Annotated in this window: 16 protein-coding genes; 11 read left to right on the top strand and 5 right to left on the bottom strand. The window is 57.9% G+C overall.

Annotated features, from left to right (window positions below):
- Nucleotides 1-94: 94 nt before the first annotated feature.
- From OHL21_RS13365 to OHL21_RS13375, 3 genes are all read left to right on the top strand, one after another.
- Entirely contained in the window at nucleotides 95-1,066 is a 972-nt protein-coding gene (locus OHL21_RS13365; RefSeq protein WP_263417779.1) for a M23 family metallopeptidase, read from the top strand.
- A 134-nt stretch (nucleotides 1,067-1,200) separates the two neighbouring features.
- Nucleotides 1,201-2,745: a M20/M25/M40 family metallo-hydrolase gene (locus tag OHL21_RS13370; protein WP_263417780.1), complete on the top strand. Its 1,545-nt coding sequence runs from the start codon at nucleotides 1,201-1,203 to the stop codon at nucleotides 2,743-2,745.
- A gap of 387 nt (nucleotides 2,746-3,132) precedes the next feature.
- Nucleotides 3,133-6,621, top strand: a complete 3,489-nt coding sequence (locus OHL21_RS13375; protein ID WP_263417781.1) for a TonB-dependent receptor — start codon at nucleotides 3,133-3,135, stop codon at nucleotides 6,619-6,621.
- 75 nt (nucleotides 6,622-6,696) lie between these two features.
- On the opposite strand, the gene OHL21_RS13380 is transcribed toward OHL21_RS13375, so the two are convergent.
- The gene (locus OHL21_RS13380) at nucleotides 6,697-7,557 is read right to left on the bottom strand and encodes an MBL fold metallo-hydrolase (protein WP_263417782.1); all 861 of its coding nucleotides are present in this window, start codon (nucleotides 7,555-7,557) and stop codon (nucleotides 6,697-6,699) included.
- Between the two features lie 8 nt (nucleotides 7,558-7,565).
- Nucleotides 7,566-8,633, bottom strand: coding sequence for a metal-dependent hydrolase (locus OHL21_RS13385; protein WP_263417783.1), 1,068 nt, complete (start codon nucleotides 8,631-8,633; stop codon nucleotides 7,566-7,568).
- Nucleotides 8,634-8,806: 173 nt separating this feature from the next.
- On the opposite strand from OHL21_RS13385, the gene OHL21_RS13390 reads away from it, so the two are divergent.
- Entirely contained in the window at nucleotides 8,807-9,361 is a 555-nt protein-coding gene (locus OHL21_RS13390; protein ID WP_263417784.1) for a hypothetical protein, read from the top strand.
- A gap of 75 nt (nucleotides 9,362-9,436) precedes the next feature.
- On the opposite strand, the gene OHL21_RS13395 is transcribed toward OHL21_RS13390, so the two are convergent.
- Complete coding sequence (locus OHL21_RS13395; protein ID WP_263417785.1) at nucleotides 9,437-10,792, bottom strand: DUF5715 family protein; 1,356 nt, start codon at nucleotides 10,790-10,792, stop codon at nucleotides 9,437-9,439.
- A gap of 190 nt (nucleotides 10,793-10,982) precedes the next feature.
- On the opposite strand from OHL21_RS13395, the gene OHL21_RS13400 reads away from it, so the two are divergent.
- Nucleotides 10,983-11,384, top strand: coding sequence for a c-type cytochrome domain-containing protein (locus OHL21_RS13400; protein WP_263417786.1), 402 nt, complete (start codon nucleotides 10,983-10,985; stop codon nucleotides 11,382-11,384).
- 115 nt (nucleotides 11,385-11,499) lie between these two features.
- Here OHL21_RS13400 and infC read toward each other — a convergent pair whose 3' ends face one another.
- Nucleotides 11,500-12,111, bottom strand: a complete 612-nt coding sequence (gene infC / locus OHL21_RS13405) for a translation initiation factor IF-3 (RefSeq protein ID WP_317889984.1) — start codon at nucleotides 12,109-12,111, stop codon at nucleotides 11,500-11,502.
- 381 nt (nucleotides 12,112-12,492) lie between these two features.
- Here infC and OHL21_RS13410 point away from each other — a divergent pair, with 381 nt between their 5' ends.
- From OHL21_RS13410 to OHL21_RS13425, 4 genes are all read left to right on the top strand, one after another.
- On the top strand, nucleotides 12,493-13,089 hold the full coding sequence (locus tag OHL21_RS13410; protein WP_263417787.1) for a response regulator: 597 nt from the start codon (nucleotides 12,493-12,495) through the stop codon (nucleotides 13,087-13,089).
- Nucleotides 13,090-13,270: 181 nt separating this feature from the next.
- The gene (locus OHL21_RS13415; RefSeq protein WP_263417788.1) at nucleotides 13,271-13,786 is read left to right on the top strand and encodes a transglycosylase domain-containing protein; all 516 of its coding nucleotides are present in this window, start codon (nucleotides 13,271-13,273) and stop codon (nucleotides 13,784-13,786) included.
- On the top strand, nucleotides 13,783-14,427 hold the full coding sequence (locus OHL21_RS13420; protein WP_263417789.1) for a flavin reductase family protein: 645 nt from the start codon (nucleotides 13,783-13,785) through the stop codon (nucleotides 14,425-14,427). The genes OHL21_RS13415 and OHL21_RS13420 overlap by 4 nt, the downstream gene beginning before the upstream one ends.
- 415 nt (nucleotides 14,428-14,842) lie before the next feature.
- Nucleotides 14,843-16,456 carry a hypothetical protein gene (locus tag OHL21_RS13425; protein WP_263417790.1) on the top strand — a complete coding sequence of 538 codons (1,614 nt, stop codon included), beginning with the start codon at nucleotides 14,843-14,845 and terminating at the stop codon, nucleotides 16,454-16,456.
- A 332-nt stretch (nucleotides 16,457-16,788) separates the two neighbouring features.
- Here the strand turns inward: OHL21_RS13425 and OHL21_RS13430 are convergent, their stop codons facing one another.
- Nucleotides 16,789-17,346, bottom strand: coding sequence for a hypothetical protein (locus OHL21_RS13430; RefSeq protein ID WP_263417791.1), 558 nt, complete (start codon nucleotides 17,344-17,346; stop codon nucleotides 16,789-16,791).
- A gap of 90 nt (nucleotides 17,347-17,436) precedes the next feature.
- Between OHL21_RS13430 and OHL21_RS13435 the strand changes: the two genes are divergently transcribed.
- Together OHL21_RS13435 and OHL21_RS13440 are read left to right on the top strand one after the other, a co-directional pair.
- Nucleotides 17,437-18,024 carry an anthranilate synthase component II gene (locus OHL21_RS13435; protein WP_263417792.1) on the top strand — a complete coding sequence of 196 codons (588 nt, stop codon included), beginning with the start codon at nucleotides 17,437-17,439 and terminating at the stop codon, nucleotides 18,022-18,024.
- A complete protein-coding gene (locus OHL21_RS13440; RefSeq protein WP_263417793.1) occupies nucleotides 18,025-18,999 on the top strand; it encodes a nuclease in 975 nt (324 codons plus the stop codon).
- The last annotated feature ends 42 nt before the right edge of the window (nucleotides 19,000-19,041 follow it).

The raw sequence follows: 19,041 nt of genomic DNA on the forward strand, positions 1-19,041 counted from the left end.
GGCAATCTCGATTCGCCAAATGGCAATGCCGGGCCTCTGTGCCGCAGATACGCATTCGCGGCCGAAGACCGGGCATAAAGGCTGCGGGAGTCCATTGAAAAAGCGCTTTTACATCGTCTTCGTTTCGCGCGATGAGCAGGGAAATCTCAATAAGGTTCCCGTCCCTCTGCATTACGCCTATATCTTTGTCGCCGCCGCGGTGGTGGGTCTTTTTACCATTGTCGGCCTCGCGGGCTCCTACTCCCGCATGCTGATTAAGACGGCCCGCTTCAACCAGATGCGGCAGGATCGCGAATCGCTGCGGCAGGATTACGCCCGGCTGCAGAAGGCAAACCACGAGAAGGATGTTCAGGTCGCCTCGCTCGGCGCCCTGGCCAATGAGGTTTCTGCTCTGTACGGACTGACCGCCAGCAAGCTTGCCGGCGCTTCCTCGGCAAAGTTCCTCTCGTCCTCGTCCAAGAATGACCCCGCCCTGGCGCCTGTGGCTGACAACAGCTACTTCAAGTCGCTGGACACCTTCTACGCTCTGCGGAATTCGGCGACCTCCGGACTTACGGCACGCGTTCTCTCCCCGTCGTTGCAGTCTGCCCGGCTCGGCAGCTTGAACAGCCTCTCGGACTGGCAGGCCATCGCTGATGCGCCGTCGCTGTGGCCGGTGATGGGACCCATCACTTCGAGCTTCGGCCAGCGGGAAGATCCCATCCTGGGCAACGGAGAAGGTGAGTTCCATAAGGGCGTCGATATCTCGGCCCCATACGGCACCCCCATTCGCGCCACCGCTGACGGCACCGTTGAGTTTGCCGCCTTCGGCAACGGATACGGTCAAGAGATTGTTATTGACCATGGGCACGGACTGCAAACCGTCTACGCACATCTATCCGGCTTCAATGTCACTGCCGGCCAGCAGGTCACCCGCGGACAGATCATCGGCTATGCAGGCCGCACCGGCCGTTCGACCGGCTCTCACCTTCACTATGAGGTCCGCATCCGCAACACGCCGGTCAATCCGCACAAGTACCTGCGTGAGAGCTTCGCCGGTATGGTCAAGACAGCCGGCGACAGCTAGGCGGATCGATTGCTTTCATTGAAAGGCCCACGCCCAGTGCGTGGGCCTTTTACGTTGCGGCAATTCGAGCGCCTCCATTCAACGCAGTACACTAACAGGCACAGCACCAAAATTTGTTCCAGCAAGGATGTTTCGTGAAGACTCTCCGCCTGCTCGTGCCTGCTGTACTCGCCGTCTCTTCCGTCGTTCCGTCCCTCGCACAGACTGCGGGCCAGACCGGACCGATCGCGGAGAAATACAAGGCTGACGCCGACAAGATCATCGCTGCGGCGATGAAAGATACCGAAGGCTACGAGACATTGGCCTACCTGACCGACCACATCGGCAAGCGCCTTTCGGGTTCTGATTCTCTGCTGAAAGCGCTGAACTGGGGCGCGGAGACGATGAAGAAGGCCGGCTTCCAGAACGTCAGTATCCAGGAAGCGATGGTACCGCACTGGGTTCGCGGCCAGGAGGAAGCATCGATCGCTGCTCCCTTCTCGAAACCGCTGCATATGCTGGGCCTGGGTATGAGTGTGGGAACCCCGGCTGAGGGCATTACCGCTCCTATCATCTTTATTCCTGATCTGGCTGCCCTGGCGAACACCCCTGACGATCAGATCAAGGGCAAGATCGTAGTCTTCAATCCCGGCTGGCACGGCTATGGCATCGGTTCCCTGCACCGCACCACCGGTCCCTCGCGCGCTGCGGCTAAAGGAGCGGTGGCTGTTCTGGTGCGCTCTGCCACCGGCCTTGCCATGCAGACTCCGCACACCGGCACGCTGACCTACTTGCCCGGTATGCCGAAGGTTCCTGCTGCGGCGATTACAGTGGAAGACGCACTGCTGCTGGAGCGCCTCGCCAAAGAAGGCCCGGTCCAGGTCCATCTGAAGATGGAAGCTCACATGGAAGCCGATCAGAAAGCCGGAAACGTTGTGGGCGAGATCCCCGGAAGCGAGCATCCGGAGCAGGTGGTCGTGCTGGGCGGACACATCGATAGCTGGGACGTGGGTCAGGGCGCGATGGATGACGGCGGCGGCATCATCTCCTGCTTCGAGGCGGTCAATCTGATTCATAAGCTCGGCCTGAAGCCCAAGCGGACCATCCGCGTCGTCTTCTGGGTGAACGAGGAGAACGGCGGTGCCGGCGGCCGCGCCTATCGTGATGCCCTTGGAGACAAGGTCAGGAATCATGTCGCAGCTATCGAGTCCGACGGCGGTGTCGAGCGTCCCGTTGGCATTGGATACACCGTTATGGGCGGAGGTCCAGCTTCGGGATCGGCAGCTCGCCGCCAGGCTGGAGCAAGCGCTAATCCGGCAGCGGCAATGGCCGCAATGGCTGCCATGGGCGCCCCTCAGCGCGATCTGGATGAAAGCAAGCTGACGCCCGAGGAAAAGAAGTCCTGGGACACGATCAAGCAGATCGCCTCGCTGCTGCAGCCCATCGGTGCAGACTCAGTCTCACCGGCAGGCGGTGGATCGGACATCGGCCCTATCGTCGCTGCCGGCGTTCCTTCGCTCTCACCCCGTACGGTGGGTGAGCATTACTTCGACTGGCACCACACCGAAGCCGACACGCTGGACAAGGTCGATCCGGAAGAGTTTCGCAAGAACATCGCGCTGCTGGGCGTGCTCAGTTACGTGCTGGCGGATATGGACGGCCAGCTGGTCGGCCACACCTCGGCTGCTCCCGTGGAATAACGCTGTTTTCCAGTTCTGCGGATTAGAAAAGGCGCTCCTGCGGGAGCGCCTTTTCATTTGGGGACAAACCTTTGTCCGGAATTCAACACCATGAGACGCACAAGAAAGATAAAAGTCGCACTATCACTTGATTAAATTTCTTGACATATCGCCGGGGTGCTCGCAATCTGGTACCGGCTTTCCAGAAAAATTCAGCTTTGGTGCATGCTATTGAGTTCAATTTTTGTACACCAATATGTATACATTTTTCGGGGATGTCCGAACGCAATGAAGGCTGCCAGACACTCGATGAAGAAACGACTACATCGACTGCTGCGGCATACATAAACACGTACGGCGAGAGCCATGAGACTCCGCCGACTTTTTTTGTTTCGAGAGGTCCTATTGATGCGAAATACAGCCTCAACCCTCCGCCGCCTGGCGGTGGGTTTCTGCTTGTGCCTGTTCGCTCTGCTGGCGGTTCCTGCGGGTTTCGCGCAGGAGACCACAGCAGCGATTCAGGGTACAGTGACTGATCCGACCGGCGCGATCGTCGCAGATGCGATTGTCACAGCTACCGGCAATAATCTGCTTCAACCCGCCACTGTTAAAACCGATTCCCATGGTTATTACCGTCTGAGTGCACTTCCGCCTGGAACCTATACGGTTGCGGTAGAAGGTAGCGGTATGAAGGCTAAGGCAACGAACGTCGCCTTGAATGCTGGAGATCTACCAAACCTCAATCTCAAGATGACTGTCGGTGCGGAGACGATCATCGACGTGGCAGATAGCGTGGCCATGGTCGACACCACTCAGTCGAAGGTTGAAACCACCGTCACCAACGAAATCCTTCAATCGATCCCGAAGGGCCGTTCCTTTGCTTCTGTAATCCCGTTTGCTCCGGGCGCGCGCCAAGAGCCCCTTCAGAGCACCAGTTCTAACCGCAACGGAGGCTTCCAGATTGATGGCGCGTCTGACTCCGAAAATGTCTACTCATCCGACGGCGTGAATATCAGCTCCGTTAAGAGTGGCGGCGTTGGTACAAGCGTTCCGATGGAATTTGTGCAGGACGTTCAGGTCAAGAGCTCCAGCTTTGAAGCGGAGTACGGCGGCGCACTCGGTGGCGTCGTCAATGTAATTCAACCACGCGGCGGTTCGAATTGGCACGGATCCATCTTCGGTTACTACCGCTCAAGCGCACTGAATGCGAATGACCAATGCAATTTCCAGGGAGCCAACTACTACACCCTCTACAACACCGCATGCGGTCTTCGCGCGAATCCCGACCAACCGGTCAAAGGCCGCTTCGATGCTGGATATGAAAACTACATCGCGAAGCAAGACCACTATCGTTTAGTTGATCCCGGATTCACATTGAGCGGACCACTACTTAAAGATAAATTGGGCTTGTTTGTAAGCTACGTCCCGAACTTTACTCGCATTCGTCGTGACGCGAATTTTACAAGAACGAACCCCGGACCACGTACGTTTTATCAGAACACCGATACGCACTTTGCGATGGCACGCGTTGACTATAGCGCAACCAGCAAACTGCGCCTGTTTGCAAGCTGGACGAATGCACTTACCCGCTCCGTTGGTCAGCTTCCAAATCCTGAAAGCAAAATCGGGCAGACAAACTCTAGCTCTACGACAGATCCAACAACGTTTCGTCCTGATGCCGGCTGGATAGCACCAAGCGCGGTGTACAGTTTTGGAGCGGATTACACACTCAACTCCACCACGCTTGCTACGGTTCGCTACGGCTATTCATTCCAAAACAATGCAACCCGCGGAACATCGCAGGGTCTTCGTTATCTGTATAGCGGGACGGCAAGTGCAAGCAGCACCGTTCAGTCAAACACAGGAGAGGTCCTACCTGCCGCTTATTACAACCAGAACAACTACAACAACATCGGTCCTAACCAGCCAACACTTTATGACGCCTACAAGCGGAAGCAGTTTGGTGCGGATATCCAACACATCCAGAACGGCTGGGCCGGCACCCATACCTTCAAAGCGGGCTACTCGTGGATGCGGCAAGGGACAAACACTCGTCAGCTCTATGACTATGCTTACGTGACTGTCACCTACGGCGCCAACTACACGCTCAATACCAGCTCAACTGCCTGCGATGCAATTAAGGCAGGCAACCAGCAGGCATATCCTAACCAAACTGGAACTACCTACACTGGATGCCGTGGCAAATATGGATACTTCGTTGTCACAGACGGCAATAGCGTCCTGGGCCAAGCCTCTGGTGACAGCCAAGCTATCTATTTTCAAGACGCTTGGCAGGTCGGCCACTCCGGATTGACCATCAACGCAGGTGTCCGCTTCGATGAGGAGTACCTACCTCCTTACATCCCGTCCGCTCCGAGCATTAAGTTCGACTTCAACCAGAAAGTTGCTCCTCGTATCGGAGCGGCTTATGACGTCCTTCACAATGGCAAGCTCAAGGTCTACGGAAGCTACGGCAAGTTCTTTGACCTGATGAAGTTCGGCCTGCCGCAGGGTTCGTTCGGCGGCAACTACTGGCACACCTGCGCGTATACCCTCGATAATCCTAACTACAACCTCATTTTGCCCACCGCTCCGCTTGATGCTAATGGCGTTCGTCATAGCTGCCCGACGTCTGGATTAGCTCCGGGCGTAAATTCAAACGCTGCGAGTGATGCCACCGGAGCTGGTGGAAATCCAGGTCGGTTTATCGAAAACGTAGACTTCCGCGCCTTCAATAATTCGGCTGCTGATCCCGGCGTTGATCCAAACATCAAGCCGATGCAGCAGCATGAGTGGGTTGTGGGTACCGAATTCGCGATGACTCCGACCCTGACCTTCGCCGCACGCTATGCACGCAAACGTCTCGATTGGACCATCGAAGATATGGGTCTCAACGATAACTATGGCTTCTACATCGGCAATCCCGGAACGCCATATACCGATTTCGTGCACCGTTCTCTGCCGAACATCAATGCCAAAGCAATAGCCTTCAACCAACCGAATGCTGCTGCATTTTTGAATACGTCGGGCATCTGCCCAACCTGCCCTGCTCAACCGAAGGCTGTTCGCAACTACGATGGTTTTGAGGTCAGCGTTCAGAAGACGATGGGCAGCAAGTGGTTTGTGAAGGGTATTTATACCTACAGCCGCCTCTACGGCAACTACCCGGGTGAGACCAGCACCTTCGTTACCGACGGATCTGGTGGACGTCATTCACCCAGCAACAACCGCTCATTTGACGTGCCGACCATGCAGTTCGATGCTCATGGGCAGCCTCTCGGCGGTCCTCTACCGACTGATCGTCCGAATACCTTCCAGGCCTACGGTTCCTATCGTCAGAGCTGGCTCCTGGGAGATTCGCAGATTGGTCTCTCTCAATCGGCCTATCAAGGAACTCCAGTCTCAACAGCGGTCGGCACCATCGGTTCTACCTCGGCGGTCCAGTTTGTCGAGGGCCAGGGTAACTTCGTCAAAGTTCATACGGATAGCTCCGGGAACCTCGTCAGTGACGGAATTATCAACGGCTATAGGACTCCCGCCTTCACCCAAACGGATGCCAGCATTACCCACTACGTTCATATAAGCAAGGAACATGAAAACCGTAGGATCGGCGCTGAAATCAACTTTACCAACTTGCTCAACCAACATGCAGTCATGGCTTATGTTGAGGGTCTAACAAGCGCCGCGGTTAACTTAGGCGTGCCTGCGAGCTCGAATCCCAGCACCTTCGATTACCTTAAATATGAGACGGGTTGGGACTATATCGGTGCTGCAAACGGAAATGGCGCAGGTCTGCAGCAGACTCCAGCACAGGTCAACTTCTCTAACCAATACGGCAGACCGAATATCTTCCAGTCTGCTCGTCAGATCCGTATCAAGGTTGCTTACACCTTCTAACCCCTGGCCTGAGGATCAGGCTGAAAATGGGGAGCGCTTCGGCGCTCCCCATTTTGTTTTCTTCTTTTGCCTTCTCTACTCCGGTACGACCCGGCCTCGTTCGTCCTGCTTGAGGTAGGTCATCGGCAACTCATGGTCGTGCGGGAAGATCGTCAACCAGCGCTTCGGCAATGCCTGCGCGAAGTAGCGTTTGCGCTCTTCGATGGTACGGATCGGATCCAGGTCGAAGCCCATGGCCCAGCTCAGATCCAGGTGGTGACGGGTCGGGATCAGGTCGCTGACGAAGACGGCGTGCTCTCCCCTGCTCTCGATATGGACAGCCATCAACTGCTCTGTGTGGCCGGGATAGAGCTCAACCCAGATGCCATCGCAGATCTCCGGCGCGGTCATGCGTTCGTCGTCGATCAGCGTCATCTGGCCGGCCTGGATCAGCGGGTCGTAGTTCGCTGAGGCATAGCTGATGGCGTCGCGTTCATGCTGATGATGTCCGTGCAGCACCTCTCCACGGTGCGCGAAGTATCGTGCGTTTGGGAAGGTCGGCGTCACACTGCCGTCAGGGTGGAGCGTTGTATTCCAGCCGCAGTGATCCCAGTGCAGGTGAGTGTTGATGACGATATCGATCTCTTCCGGCGAGATACCCGCCGCGGCGAGCGACTCCGGCAGCAACTGCTGCGTCCCATAAATTTCGCGCAGCTTTGGTGAGAGCTTGTTGCCGAAGCCGGTCTCGATCAGCACATTATGTCTACCCGTCCGCACCAGCAGACAGTTCAGCCCGGTCGCAATGCGATTCTGCTCGTCGGACTGTATCTTCTTCGACCACAGCGTCTTCGGTACTACTCCGAACATGGCGCCACCGTCGAACAGAGCCCTACCGTCAGTACAGACAGTCAGGTGAAAATCGCCGAGGGCACGCTCGGCTCGAATCAATTCACTCATACCAACGCTCAATCTCCCTGCTTCTGTACGCTGCCGTCGATCTGCATCTCTACGACGCGGTGGTCCGCATTCACGGTCGCAACGCCGCGCAGCGGGTGCCGCATCCGTCCGTCCAAAAAAGTGGAGCTGTAGCGGAAGCGCAGGTCGTCAAACGTCACCTCGGTCTCGTCATCGCCTGGAGCCGCCGAGGCAGCATCCCGCGCCTGTTCTCTCACCATAGGCCAGCGGGCCCAGTCCAGATAGATCTCTCCCAGCCACGAACGCTTCGCAGCCAGCGTCGCCAGCGTTGTGGGCGGCTTGCGGATCAGATCGTTGCTGGGGTCGCTGGTCATCTCTTCCCGCAAGGTATCGATCACGCCCAGCCGAAAGTACTTCGGCGTCTCAATCACAACCTGCCATTTGAAGGGATTCACAGGATACGGGTTGGCTGCCACCCGCAGCACGGGCTCACCGGAGATCTCATTGGCCTCCGCCAGGCGCATCGCTTTGCCGTGCTCGAAGTCTCGCACCAGCCACAGGACGGCCGTGAAGACCAGAGCGGCAATCGCCAGGCCCTGCCCACGAAACGCCGAACGCCGCGCGCCAACCTCATTCGCCACCAGGCCGAAGATCGAAGGCAATAACAGTGCCCCCAATAGGAACAGCCACTGCAGCGGCTCCACGATAAATACAAGCGAGGCTTCATACCAGCGAGGATTCCAGGGAGCGAAAGGACGCACGCCATAGTTGTTGGTGTAATCCAGCAACAGGTGACTCAAAAGCGCAATCCAGGAAAACACAAAGAGCCGGCCCCAACGGACCGGCGCCGCCGGCGTGCTTCCCTTTGCCGACCGCCACCAGTGCACCAGCTTCACGATCCCAACGACGAAAGCAGCCTCCAGCGGCAGCGCCCAGAGGCTGTGCGTCCATCCGCGATGGTGCTGGAAGTAGGCCAACGGCCCGCCAAGGCGATAGACATAATCGATGTCCGGAAGCTCCGCGGCCAGGGTCATGGCCAGCGTGGCATAAGCGGCGTTGCGATTGAAACCGGCACGGCTCAACACCGCGCCCGTCATGAAGTGAGTGACTGGTTCCATTGCACCAGACTACAAGGTGATTGCAACCAGACTGGAGCATTTTCCCTGTAGGTATGGAGTAGGGCTTTCGCATCTATGGGCGTTTTCCGCAATGAAAACGCCGCCGCACGCCCCTTTCGGGATACCCAGCAACAGGGAAAATGCTCTACAAGGTGAGGTGAGAGGATAGAAACATGCACCCGCTTCCATCGACCCATGAAGAGATTGCGGCTTTCGTGTCGGCATTCGAAGCCGGGACTCTCCCGAAAGAACGTTGGACGCATGCCGCTCATATTCTGAGCGGTGCGTGGTATGTCCACGTACTCGGCCCTGAAGCGGCACTCACGGAGATGAGGCGGCATATCCGCGCCTATAACGAAGCTGTGGGCACGCAAAACACCGATAGCAGCGGGTATCACGAGACCATTACGGTCTTCTGGATCAGGATGCTGGAGCATTTTCACTGTTGCTGGGTATCCCGGAAAGAGCGTGCAGCGGCGTTTTCATTGCGGAAAACGCCCATAGATGTGGAAGCCCTGCACTACGCCTACAGTGAAAATGCTCTGGCAGCAGAACTCGCCCGATCTCCTGAGGTAACACGCGCGGCCTTTGTTACCGAGGCGGTCGAACACTTTGGTCCGCAACGCGATATTTTGACGCGTTACTACAGCTTCAACGTTGTGAAGTCGACCGAAGCCAGGCGCACGTGGATTGAGCCTGATTTGATGGCGATTGGAGCGAACGAATAGGTCGTATGGACAATTGAGATAGCCCATGCAGCGGGTGCCCCTGTGCATGGGCTGTCAGGGATGTATCGATATCCTCTACGGCAAGGCTGTTGCCAGGGAAGCCTTTGGCAGCCGTGATTTACCGGGCTTTTCCTTCGTCTTCGGCTCGGGCACGTAGTTCTTGTACACGCTGATGTGGAAGCAGGCCTGCTGGAACTCCTCTTCCACATCGATCTTGCCTTCCTGCACCAGGGGCAACAGATACGCACGCATCCATGCGATCTCAGTCATCGACAGACCATGCTTGGCCAGGTCAATGGCCTGCCCTGTCAGGTGGGGCGAGGCAGTATCTCCCTCCGCCGGAGCGGCGTTGCCATTGGTACGCAGCAGACGCTGCTGGAACTCCACGGTACGGACGGCTGAGTTCACCTGCAACGGACCGTGGAAGCGGTCATAGTGCGCGCGGCCAAGGTCATTCAAAAACTTCACCGCCCAAGGGCGGGCATACCGCCGGTCAGCGGACAGGCGATCATCCACCTGCATTGCCCTGTTATCCGGCAGAGCGACGAGCTGTTTGGCTTTGCGCAGACGCTCAAGATCCGCATCATCCTGCACGCGTTCCAGGCCGTAGCGGTCGGCGACGACATTCTGGCGCACCAGGATGGCGTGCGAACCCAGCAGCGGCGCGGGGACGACCAGACGTCCTCGCCGGAAGGTCAACTTCGGCTGGGGCAGCGATGCCGCCGGACTCTCCTCGACAAGCTCAGTACGCTTCACGGCCAGCACCGGCGGTGCGGGCAGCTCCGAAGCGGCTTTTTCTTCGATTGCAGGCTTCGCCAGGCGGGTGGATTCAGACTTCGCAGTGGTCAGTCTCGGACGTTCAGCAGGAATGGCCGCCGGCTCAGCGGGCTGCGACTCTTCCGCATCTTCGGTCTGCGAAACGTGCACCACCGGAGCGGGCGCCTCGGCTTTGGGAGGCAGGTGTGTGGTCTTTTCCGGCTCCGGAGTCTCCGTTTCCGCGGGCTGATGCTTCTGCTCCAGCGACTTTCGCTGCTCGGCTGCCTTCAGGAAATCTTCCGTTGTCGCCTTGTGTCCGTCATCCTTTGCCGGAGCGGCAGGCTGCTTCGCCGGGGTGGAAGCCGTTATCGCGACAGGTTTGTGGGAGGGGGCGGGCTTTGCAACCGGAGCCGGAGTTTCGTCCGCAACGACCTCATGGTGATCTCTCAGCCAGGCATGAACGCGTTCCGCCGCCGCGGCAGCAGCAGCGCGATTCCCGGCCTCGTCGACAGGAGAGTGGCCGGTGTGTGTCGCCGGGGCAACGGCCTTCGGTTTTGCAGTAGCGGATGCAGACGGACGGGTGGTCTGGCGTACTGCGGCAGATCCCGCAGCGGGCTTTTTTCCCGGCTTCCTACTCGTGGGCTGCGCCGGCAATTGACCGGCGACAACAGCCACGAGCAAAAACGCGCATCCAAGGCGACGCATACACAAAACAAAGAAGCCCGCGTCAGGGGCCAGAGCACTTTTAACCCTACCCCCGTCCCGGTAATGCAAAAAGTAACCAGAGGGATTCTGTGTAGGAATAAGTAAACACCGCCGCACGGAGAATTCGCCTTCCCTGGTGTCTCCGCTACGATGAAGAAGCATGCGCATTCGAGCATTTTCCCTGTTGCTGGGTGTTCCGCTCACCGTTGGCCTCAGCGGCTGCGAAAAACCAATGACTCCGGAAGACGTCACCTACAAAAACACCGGTGATTTCTATATCGACCGCGTGCAGCCCATCCTGCAGACCCGATGCTATCGCTGCCACGCCGGCCTGAACCGCGAGAGCGGCCTTCGGGTCGACAGCCGCGCTTACATGCTGAAAGGCGGCAAACACGGCACGGCGCTGGTACCCGGCGATCCGGAAAAGAGCCTGATGATCAAGCTGGTGCGGCACGAAGGCCCCAAGGACGACCCTATGCCTATGCCGAACCGCCGTGGCAAGCTTCCGGAACAAGAAATCCGCGATCTGGAACGCTGGGTCAAAGAAGGCGCTCCCGAATAGAGCGCTTCCCACCCATAGGCAAGGTGTTCCGGGGCAACAAAAGGGCTCCGCTGGAAACGAAAGGGCTCCGCTGGGGAGCCCCTTGTCAAAGATCAGATTTCTGGGATTACTGAATCTATGCCTGCGGGACCGGAGTCGGCTCGGCCGCGCCTTCCGGCTTGGGGGCGGCGGGCTTCTTGACCTCGGCCTTCTTGGTCGGAGCCAGAATGGCGTGCAGCGTAGTGCCTTCCATGCGCGGCATGAACTCGACCGTGCCGTTCTCGCCCACATCCTGAATCAGGCGGTGGATGATCTTGTAGCCAAGATCGCGGTGCGCCATCTGGCGGCCCTTGAAGCGCAGACTGGCCTTCACCTTGTCGCCATCCTGCAGGAAGCGGACAGCCTGGTTTTTCTTCGTCTGGTAGTCATGCTCGTCTACGGTGACGGAGAACTTCACTTCCTTGATGGTGATGACCTTCTGCTTCTTCTTCGCGGCGCGATCGCTCTTGTCCTTCTCGTAGAGAAACTTGCCGTAATCCTGAATACGGCACACCGGGGGAACGGCATTCGGCGAAATCTCCACCAGGTCCAGTCCGCGTTCGCGTGCGATCTTTAGGGCATCGAATGGCTGCATGATACCGACCTGCTCGCCATTCTCGTCAATCACACGCACCTCACGCGCGCGGATTCTTTCGTTGGTGCGGATGAAACTCTTTTGCGATCGCTTGTCGTTAAACGGTGGTGGAATAAGAAGCCTCCGGAATCTTTAGGTCTAGGAATTTGACGCGCCTGCAACGCCAAACGGCTCGGCACGCAGACGAAAGTATAGCAATTTCGCAGGATCATTGGCTGGATTCCTCCCTGCGATACGCGGAAAGACGCCCCTATGCCCCGAAACGGGCACAGTAGAGCGTCTCCCTGCTGCCAGATATTCCGGAAGGGGTGTGCGGCGGCATTTCATTCAGGAACGCCCATCGATGCGGAAGCCCTACACTACACCTACAGGGAAACTCTGTGGCCGATAAGCCAACCGAAGGGGGGTGCTTTCGCATCCCATCTCCCATCAGAACAACATTTTATGTTGCAATGTTGATTGCCCGGCATAGGGCATGTAAGGAGTTCTGCCTGAATGAAACGCCGCATTTTGCTCGTCGATGACGAAATTGCCGTCCTCCTCACCCTGAAAGCAGTTCTGGAAATCTCAGGCTTCGACGTCGACACCGCCACCTCCGGCCTGGAGGGTCGCCATAAACTCCGCGCCAAACAGTACGACATGGTCATCACGGACATGCGGATGGAACACGAACAGGCAGGCCGCGATGTGGTCGGCTTTGCCCGCGGACTGCCCAGTCCTCCGGCGATTGCTCTGCTGACCGCCTTCCCCGTCACCGATGATGACTGGCAACAAATGGGCGCCGACAAGATGTTGGTAAAACCCATGCAGACCCGCTCCCTGCTGGAACAGATTGAGGCGCTGCTCGATAAACATCTGGCACGCACCGGCCCCTCCGTGTCGTCCCCGGTGAAAGCAGGCAAGAAAACCGGCCAAAAGGCAGCCGCCAAAAGAGCAACAAAGAAAGCCGTGAAGAAAGCTGCAAAGAGGACAGTAAAAGCAGCCTTACCGGCAAAGAAGGTAACGAAGAAGTCAGGCGTAAAGAAGGCGGTCGCAAAACCAGCTAAAGTCGCGAAAAAGGTAGCCAGGAAAAAACCGGCGAAGAAGCGCTGACGCCATCAGCGAGAGGAAGGAGGGGGTTCCCTCCTTCTTGCTTTTCCATCACTGCGACATCTCGCGGCAGTCCGCGGCATACTCCCGAAGCCACACGGGCAGCGCATCGCCAACCTGCCTTCGGGATCTGTACCTCACACCCTGAATCGCACACCTCCGGACAACGCGTTAAACTGACCAGATGCGAACAGTCGTCTCAACCGTACTGTTAGTCGTGGCCATTCCATGTGTTTTGCTGGCAGGCATGTGGACATGGGCATATTTCTCGACACCTGCCGTGGTGACCCAGGCGTATAACCGCGAGCTTGCGCGGACCGCGCCAACCATACGCGCAGCACAGGTACCGGCAGCACTGCTGGAGCAGATCCGGAACGCGCGCCCCTTGCCTGAGGCGGTTGCGGAGGCCCTGTTCTTCTTCCCCGGCCAGTACCGCCCGAATCCGGTTCGCAATCTGCAACGCCGTGTCTTTGCCTCCGCGCTCGATCACCGCCTGAGTGCAGACGAGCAGCTGCAGCTCTACCTCAATCACGCCAACTTCGGCCCGCTGCATAGCGGTCCAACCCCGGATAAAGATATCGTCGGTTTCGCAGCTGCGGCCCAGGCTTATTTCGATAAACCGCTCACGAACCTGGCTCCGGAACAGTTGCAGGCTCTGCTCGACGCGCTGCAGCACAAATCCATACAATCTGCTTCATGAGTGCGGAGTTTACGTCGTTCGATCTTTCGACCATGACGCCCGGCGGTATCTATAAGCTGCTGGCGTCACTCGTCGTGCCTCGGCCCATCGCCTGGGTCGTTTCGCAGTCGACCACTGGCCATCTGAACGCAGCACCCTTCTCCTTCTTCAATCTGCTTGCTTCCGACCCGCCGGTTGTAGGTGTTGGCTTCGGCATGCACTCCTCCGGAGCGGACAAGGACACCTATACCAACATCATTGAGACCGAAGAATTCACGGTTCACATCGTGACCGAAGAGACTGCCGAGGCAATGAACATCACGGCGGTGGAAGCTCCTCACCATGTCAATGAGATTGAACTTGCCGGCCTGACCCTGGCTCCCAGCATGGCCGTAAAGACCCCGCGCATCCTGGAGTCCCCGGCTGCATTGGAGTGTCGTCTGCTGCAAACCATCCAGCCTGGCCGGACAAGCAAGATCATTCTTGGTGAAGTCGTCTACGCCCACGTCCTGACAAGCGCCTTCTCTGACCTGGAGAGGCTGAATATGGATGTCCACGCGATTCACCAGATCGGCCGCATGCAGGGAGGCCTGGGCGGCGGTTATACGCGCACGCGCGATACCTTCGATATCCCGCGTCCGGTGTGGAAAGAACGTTCCTAGGTTCTGTTGCTAGTTCCTGGTTGCTAGTTCCTGGTTGCTAGTTCCCGGTTAAGGTCTCTCGACAACCTTGGAATTGGGTGCCCCATCCATCGCAAACGGGGTCCCCAACGAACTTGGTTCGCTGGGGCGGGAAAGCGATGGCTGGGAGATTCGAGCGGAGCTCGAACCTGTCTTTGTCATTTCGTGGCAATCCAAGAAAACAGAGAAATCTGCTTCTTCCCCACTCTTCTGGCGACCAAGGAAGAAGCAATATGCTTCGCAAATTCCCACCATCGCTTTGCGATGGATGGGGCACCCCGGTGTATGGGCGGCCATCAAGTCTCCAACTGAGTTCTGAATTGGGAAGCGAAGCTGGTTTCCATGCCTGTTTTTTCGGGCGTTTCTGTTCTGTACCGCTACAGTACTGACAGCAACCATGCTTTCTCCCTCGCGTCCTGGCATCCGCACCAGCGGAATAACCTTTGCTGTGCTCACGACAGTGCTCCTGGCCGGATGCGGCAGTGGCGGTTCGCTGAGCCTGCTCTCTGGAACGACTTCATCCGGCTCCGGAACAACGGCATCGGGGTCGTCTTCTGGTACATCGAGCGGAACCGGTAGCTCGTCCTCGGGAAGTGGCAGTACAAGCTCTGGAAGTTCTTCAAGCTCCGGCAGCAGCTCTGGTTCAGGTACAGGGAGCTCATCTTCAGGCAGTGGCAGCACCGGTTCGGGAAGCTCTTCGGGTTCTGGCAGCAGCACAGGATCAGGAAGCGGAAGCTCCTCGTCCTCTGGCAGCAGCGTTCCCACCATCCTCCTCTCGCAGCCCTTCATAGGCCAAACTACCGGCCAGAACGTAACGTATGTCGCTACGGCTACTGCCAATGCTTGCAGCAAGGGCATCGCTTCGATGGGCGTTTACGTAGATGGCAAGTTCGTCTACGTCATTCAGGGTGGGTCTCTCAATACGACCCTGTCGTTTACTCCCGGCCCTCACGACACCGCGATAGAAGCGTCGGATCTTTGCGGCAGCTCGTCGAAGCTCTCGGTTCCCATCACAGTGACGCCTCAGACTCAGGTCTGGGTCAACTCCCCGAGCGCAGGTAAGTCGAGCACCCAGCCGGCCTTTGTAGCCTCCGCAACAACGACCTGTGCCTCCGGTATTGCAGCGATGGAGCTGTATGTCGACGACCAGCTAGTCGAGGCCGAACAAGGTAACACCCTCAACTACCAGGTGGCGCTGTCACCCGGCGCACACCATACTCTGGTGCAGTCCCGAGATAATTGCGGCAGCTCCGCCAAGACACCTATCGATCTTGTGGTTGTAGGAGCTTCGAATACCTTCACGAACCTGCAGGCAAGTCCCGCATGGAACATGTCAGGGCAGAAGGCCCCGTACTATGACAACTGCGTCGATCACACCGAGCCCGGCGCATGCGATGGAGTGACGTACTCTTATAACCGGAATATCGCGTCACCGTCGCTCACGGGTTCTGCGACACAGTTCAATCTTGGCGGTACTCTGCCCTACTCGGATGTGCTCTTCTGGAATCACCTCATCGGAGCGTTCTCTTCGCAGAACCTTCCGGACTACGACCATACGCTCATTACTACGACGAAGAACTTCACCTACGATGCCTACTTCTACGTCACCAGCTATGACGAGGTGCACACGCAGGCGCTCGAATTCGATATCAACTGGTTTCTCAACTCCACCGGCATGACGTGGGGAACCGAGTGCCGGCTTCGCGGCGGCCACGTGTGGGCGTTGTGGAACAACGTCGGCAAGCAGTGGGAGGTTACTGGCATCCCATGCACTCCGATAAAGGATGCATGGAATCACGTGACCATCAATGGAAAACGCAATGACGACAACACACTGACCTATCAGACCATCACGCTGAACGGAAAGTCGGTTGTATTGAATAAGACGATTGCTCCCTTCTGGGTGCCGGCCGACTGGTATGGAGTTACGGTGAATTACCAGATGGATGGCGATGAAAAACAGACCTCCATCAAGAGCTACGTCGACAAGTTCAGCTTTATGTTCTGGTAGACCCTGTAAGAGGGCTTGTCAAAAGTTCGTCATCCTGAACGAAAGTGAAGGATCTGCTTTTCTTGGGTCGGTAAAGGACGCTGCAGAGTTATAGAGCGGGCCTTCAGCCCTTTCACATCTTGTGGGCACCTAAACCTGGGGCGTTGCCCCAGGCTGGTATAGAGCGCGCCTTCATCGCTTACAGGCATAGCCCTTTTTGTCATTCCGGAGCGTTGCGGAGAAAATCTGCTTTTGATCATCTTCGCTGCCCGGGTGCCCCACCCTCGCAACGCTAGGGTGGGTTAGGAATACCCGCACCTCGACGCAATCGAATTTGTCGACACAATCAGCAACTACTCGACATTTCCCGTCAGATCCAAGCCAACGATCTGGCTGTTTGCGTCTAACGTGATCTCAAGGACAGTACCGTTCTGCCACTCCCAGTGCAGCAGCGTTGTCTGTGGGCGTTTTCCGGGGATGATGGTGACGCGAGAGCCGTATGCGGCAATCGCCTTCGATGCGGCATCGCCCATACCAACACCACGGAATGTCGCACAACTGCCAGGCTCGGGTTTACTGACCGCGGGCTGATCCTCCGGCCGGGTGACGGTCGCCGAGTAGGTCGTCCGCGGGCCGTTGGGGTTGGCGTACCTTGAGAGCACGCGCACATGGCAGGCCGGCGTATCCCACTCCACCGACTCGTCTCCGCCGCCCAAACCGTTGGCGTCGTTTTCCATCATCACGGCATTCTTGTGCAGATCAGCAGGCAATTTATACCGGCCCGCCTGGATATCAACGCCCGCAAGTCTGCGCTCCGCCAGCCCCGGGGTGGTGCTGGAGGCAGGTTTCTGCGCGAGGGCAGGGGTGACGTATAGCGGCAGCAACAGGGCGCCGAAGGTTCGCAAACCCACAGATTCTTTTACTCCTTCCTGGCAACCATATCGCAAGTGGAGTTGGATGCGGAATTTCGAGCGATACACTAAAGACAGGGATTCTCAGCTATGGTCTTCGTTCTGGATAACTACGACTCTTTCACCTACAACCTGGTGCAGTACATGGGCGAGCTGGGCGCGGAGCTGGTCATCCGCCGCAACGACGAGCTGTCGCCTGAGGAGATCGAAGCGCTGAAGCCTTCGCATATCGTCATCTCCCCCGGTCCCTGCACGCCGCAGGATGCGGGCGTCTCCATTGATCTGATCCGCCACTTTGCCGGGCCCGCCCGAAGTGCTGGTGTGCCGATCCTCGGCGTCTGTCTCGGCCATCAGGCCATCGGAGCAGCCTTTGGAGCCACCGTCACCCGCGCTGCCCGCCTGATGCACGGCAAAACCAGCGAGGTGGAGCACGATGGCAAAACCGTCTTTCACGGCATTCAGACGCCAATGACCTGCACCCGCTACCATTCACTGATCGTGACCGAGGAGTCGTTGCCGCCTGAGCTTGAAGTCTCCGCGCGCACGCAGGACCCGGCCGGAAGCACAGTGATGGGCCTGCGGCACAAGACTCTGCCGATTGAAGGCGTACAGTTTCATCCGGAGTCTGTTCTGACGGCAGACGGCAAAAAGCTGATCGCCAATTTTCTGAAGATGTAGATGAAAGATCCAGCACAGCACGGGTTGGGACCGGTCAAGCACGGCACATGTCTTGTCGCCGCCTTCGTGCTGCTGGCTGCCGTATCACCGGCACAACAGCCTATCGGCACCGTGGTCACCGAGAATGCATCTATCAGCGGTCTGGTCACGGTCTCAAACCAGAAGGCCACGATCGCCAATCAGGGATCCATCACTGCGGCGACCGATCGCACCGCAGAGCTGACACTGACCCGCGGCGGCGTGGTACGTGTGTGCTCTACTTCGTCCATCCACGTCTCGCAGGCGAACGCCACCGATCCTCCTCTGCTGCTCGCTCTGGATCGCGGAGCTTTGGAGGCCAGCTTCCCGGTAACCGCTTCCGACATGCTGATGACCCCCGACCTGCGTTTCCAGGCCAGCGCGGCCGGTGAGCTCAATCTCCATCTGCGGGTTACCCCGAATGGCGACACCTGCGTGGATAACCGCAGTAAAGCGGACGCTCCTCTGCTCCATGTCACCAGCGCCTTCGGCCCGGAAGGTTACTTCATCAAACCCGGACAACATCTGCTGTTTGTCGGCGGATCGCTGACACGAGTGATCGATACAGAGACTACCGCCTGCGGCTGCCCGCCGCCCCAGCCGGAGCCGGCGCCAGTTCCTGTCCAGGTTGCTGAGGGGAAGCCGGTCACGCCTACACAGGCAGCTGCCCAACATCCTTTCCCGGAAGCCCAGTCCGCCGGCTTGGCGCCTGGCCCCGTGACCGACCCGGTGCCCATTGGAGAAGTCCACACCCAGATCGCTACGACTCTCTCCGTGAATGGCAATGCGCCAAAGCCCATTCCACCACCTCCTCCCGCTCCGGAGCCCCAGCCACCCGCACAGCCGAAAAAGGCCGCCGAAAAGCCGGCGACGAAATCAAACGCCTTCCAGAAGATCGGACATTTTTTCAAACATATCTTCGGTGGCGGAAAACAGGTTGGAGTGTCGGGGAACTAGCCAATTGTTAACGCACGGGACTGTATCGGAATCCGATCGGTA

Source organism: Terriglobus albidus, from assembly GCF_025685425.1.
GTDB lineage: Bacteria > Acidobacteriota > Terriglobia > Terriglobales > Acidobacteriaceae > Terriglobus > Terriglobus albidus.

Bases quoted from the DNA above. Each gene is read 5' to 3' on its own strand.
- OHL21_RS13435 (WP_263417792.1), top strand. From the start codon at position 17,437: ATGGTCTTCGTTCTGGATAACTACGACTCTTTCACCTACAACCTGGTG.
- OHL21_RS13375 (WP_263417781.1), top strand. From the start codon at position 3,133: ATGCGAAATACAGCCTCAACCCTCCGCCGCCTGGCGGTGGGTTTCTGC.
- OHL21_RS13400 (WP_263417786.1), top strand. From the start codon at position 10,983: ATGCGCATTCGAGCATTTTCCCTGTTGCTGGGTGTTCCGCTCACCGTT.
- OHL21_RS13415 (WP_263417788.1), top strand. From the start codon at position 13,271: ATGCGAACAGTCGTCTCAACCGTACTGTTAGTCGTGGCCATTCCATGT.
- OHL21_RS13380 (WP_263417782.1), bottom strand. From the start codon at position 7,557: ATGAGTGAATTGATTCGAGCCGAGCGTGCCCTCGGCGATTTTCACCTG.
- OHL21_RS13390 (WP_263417784.1), top strand. From the start codon at position 8,807: ATGCACCCGCTTCCATCGACCCATGAAGAGATTGCGGCTTTCGTGTCG.
- OHL21_RS13440 (WP_263417793.1), top strand. From the start codon at position 18,025: ATGAAAGATCCAGCACAGCACGGGTTGGGACCGGTCAAGCACGGCACA.
- OHL21_RS13410 (WP_263417787.1), top strand. From the start codon at position 12,493: ATGAAACGCCGCATTTTGCTCGTCGATGACGAAATTGCCGTCCTCCTC.
- OHL21_RS13425 (WP_263417790.1), top strand. From the start codon at position 14,843: ATGCTTTCTCCCTCGCGTCCTGGCATCCGCACCAGCGGAATAACCTTT.
- OHL21_RS13385 (WP_263417783.1), bottom strand. From the start codon at position 8,633: ATGGAACCAGTCACTCACTTCATGACGGGCGCGGTGTTGAGCCGTGCC.
- OHL21_RS13420 (WP_263417789.1), top strand. From the start codon at position 13,783: ATGAGTGCGGAGTTTACGTCGTTCGATCTTTCGACCATGACGCCCGGC.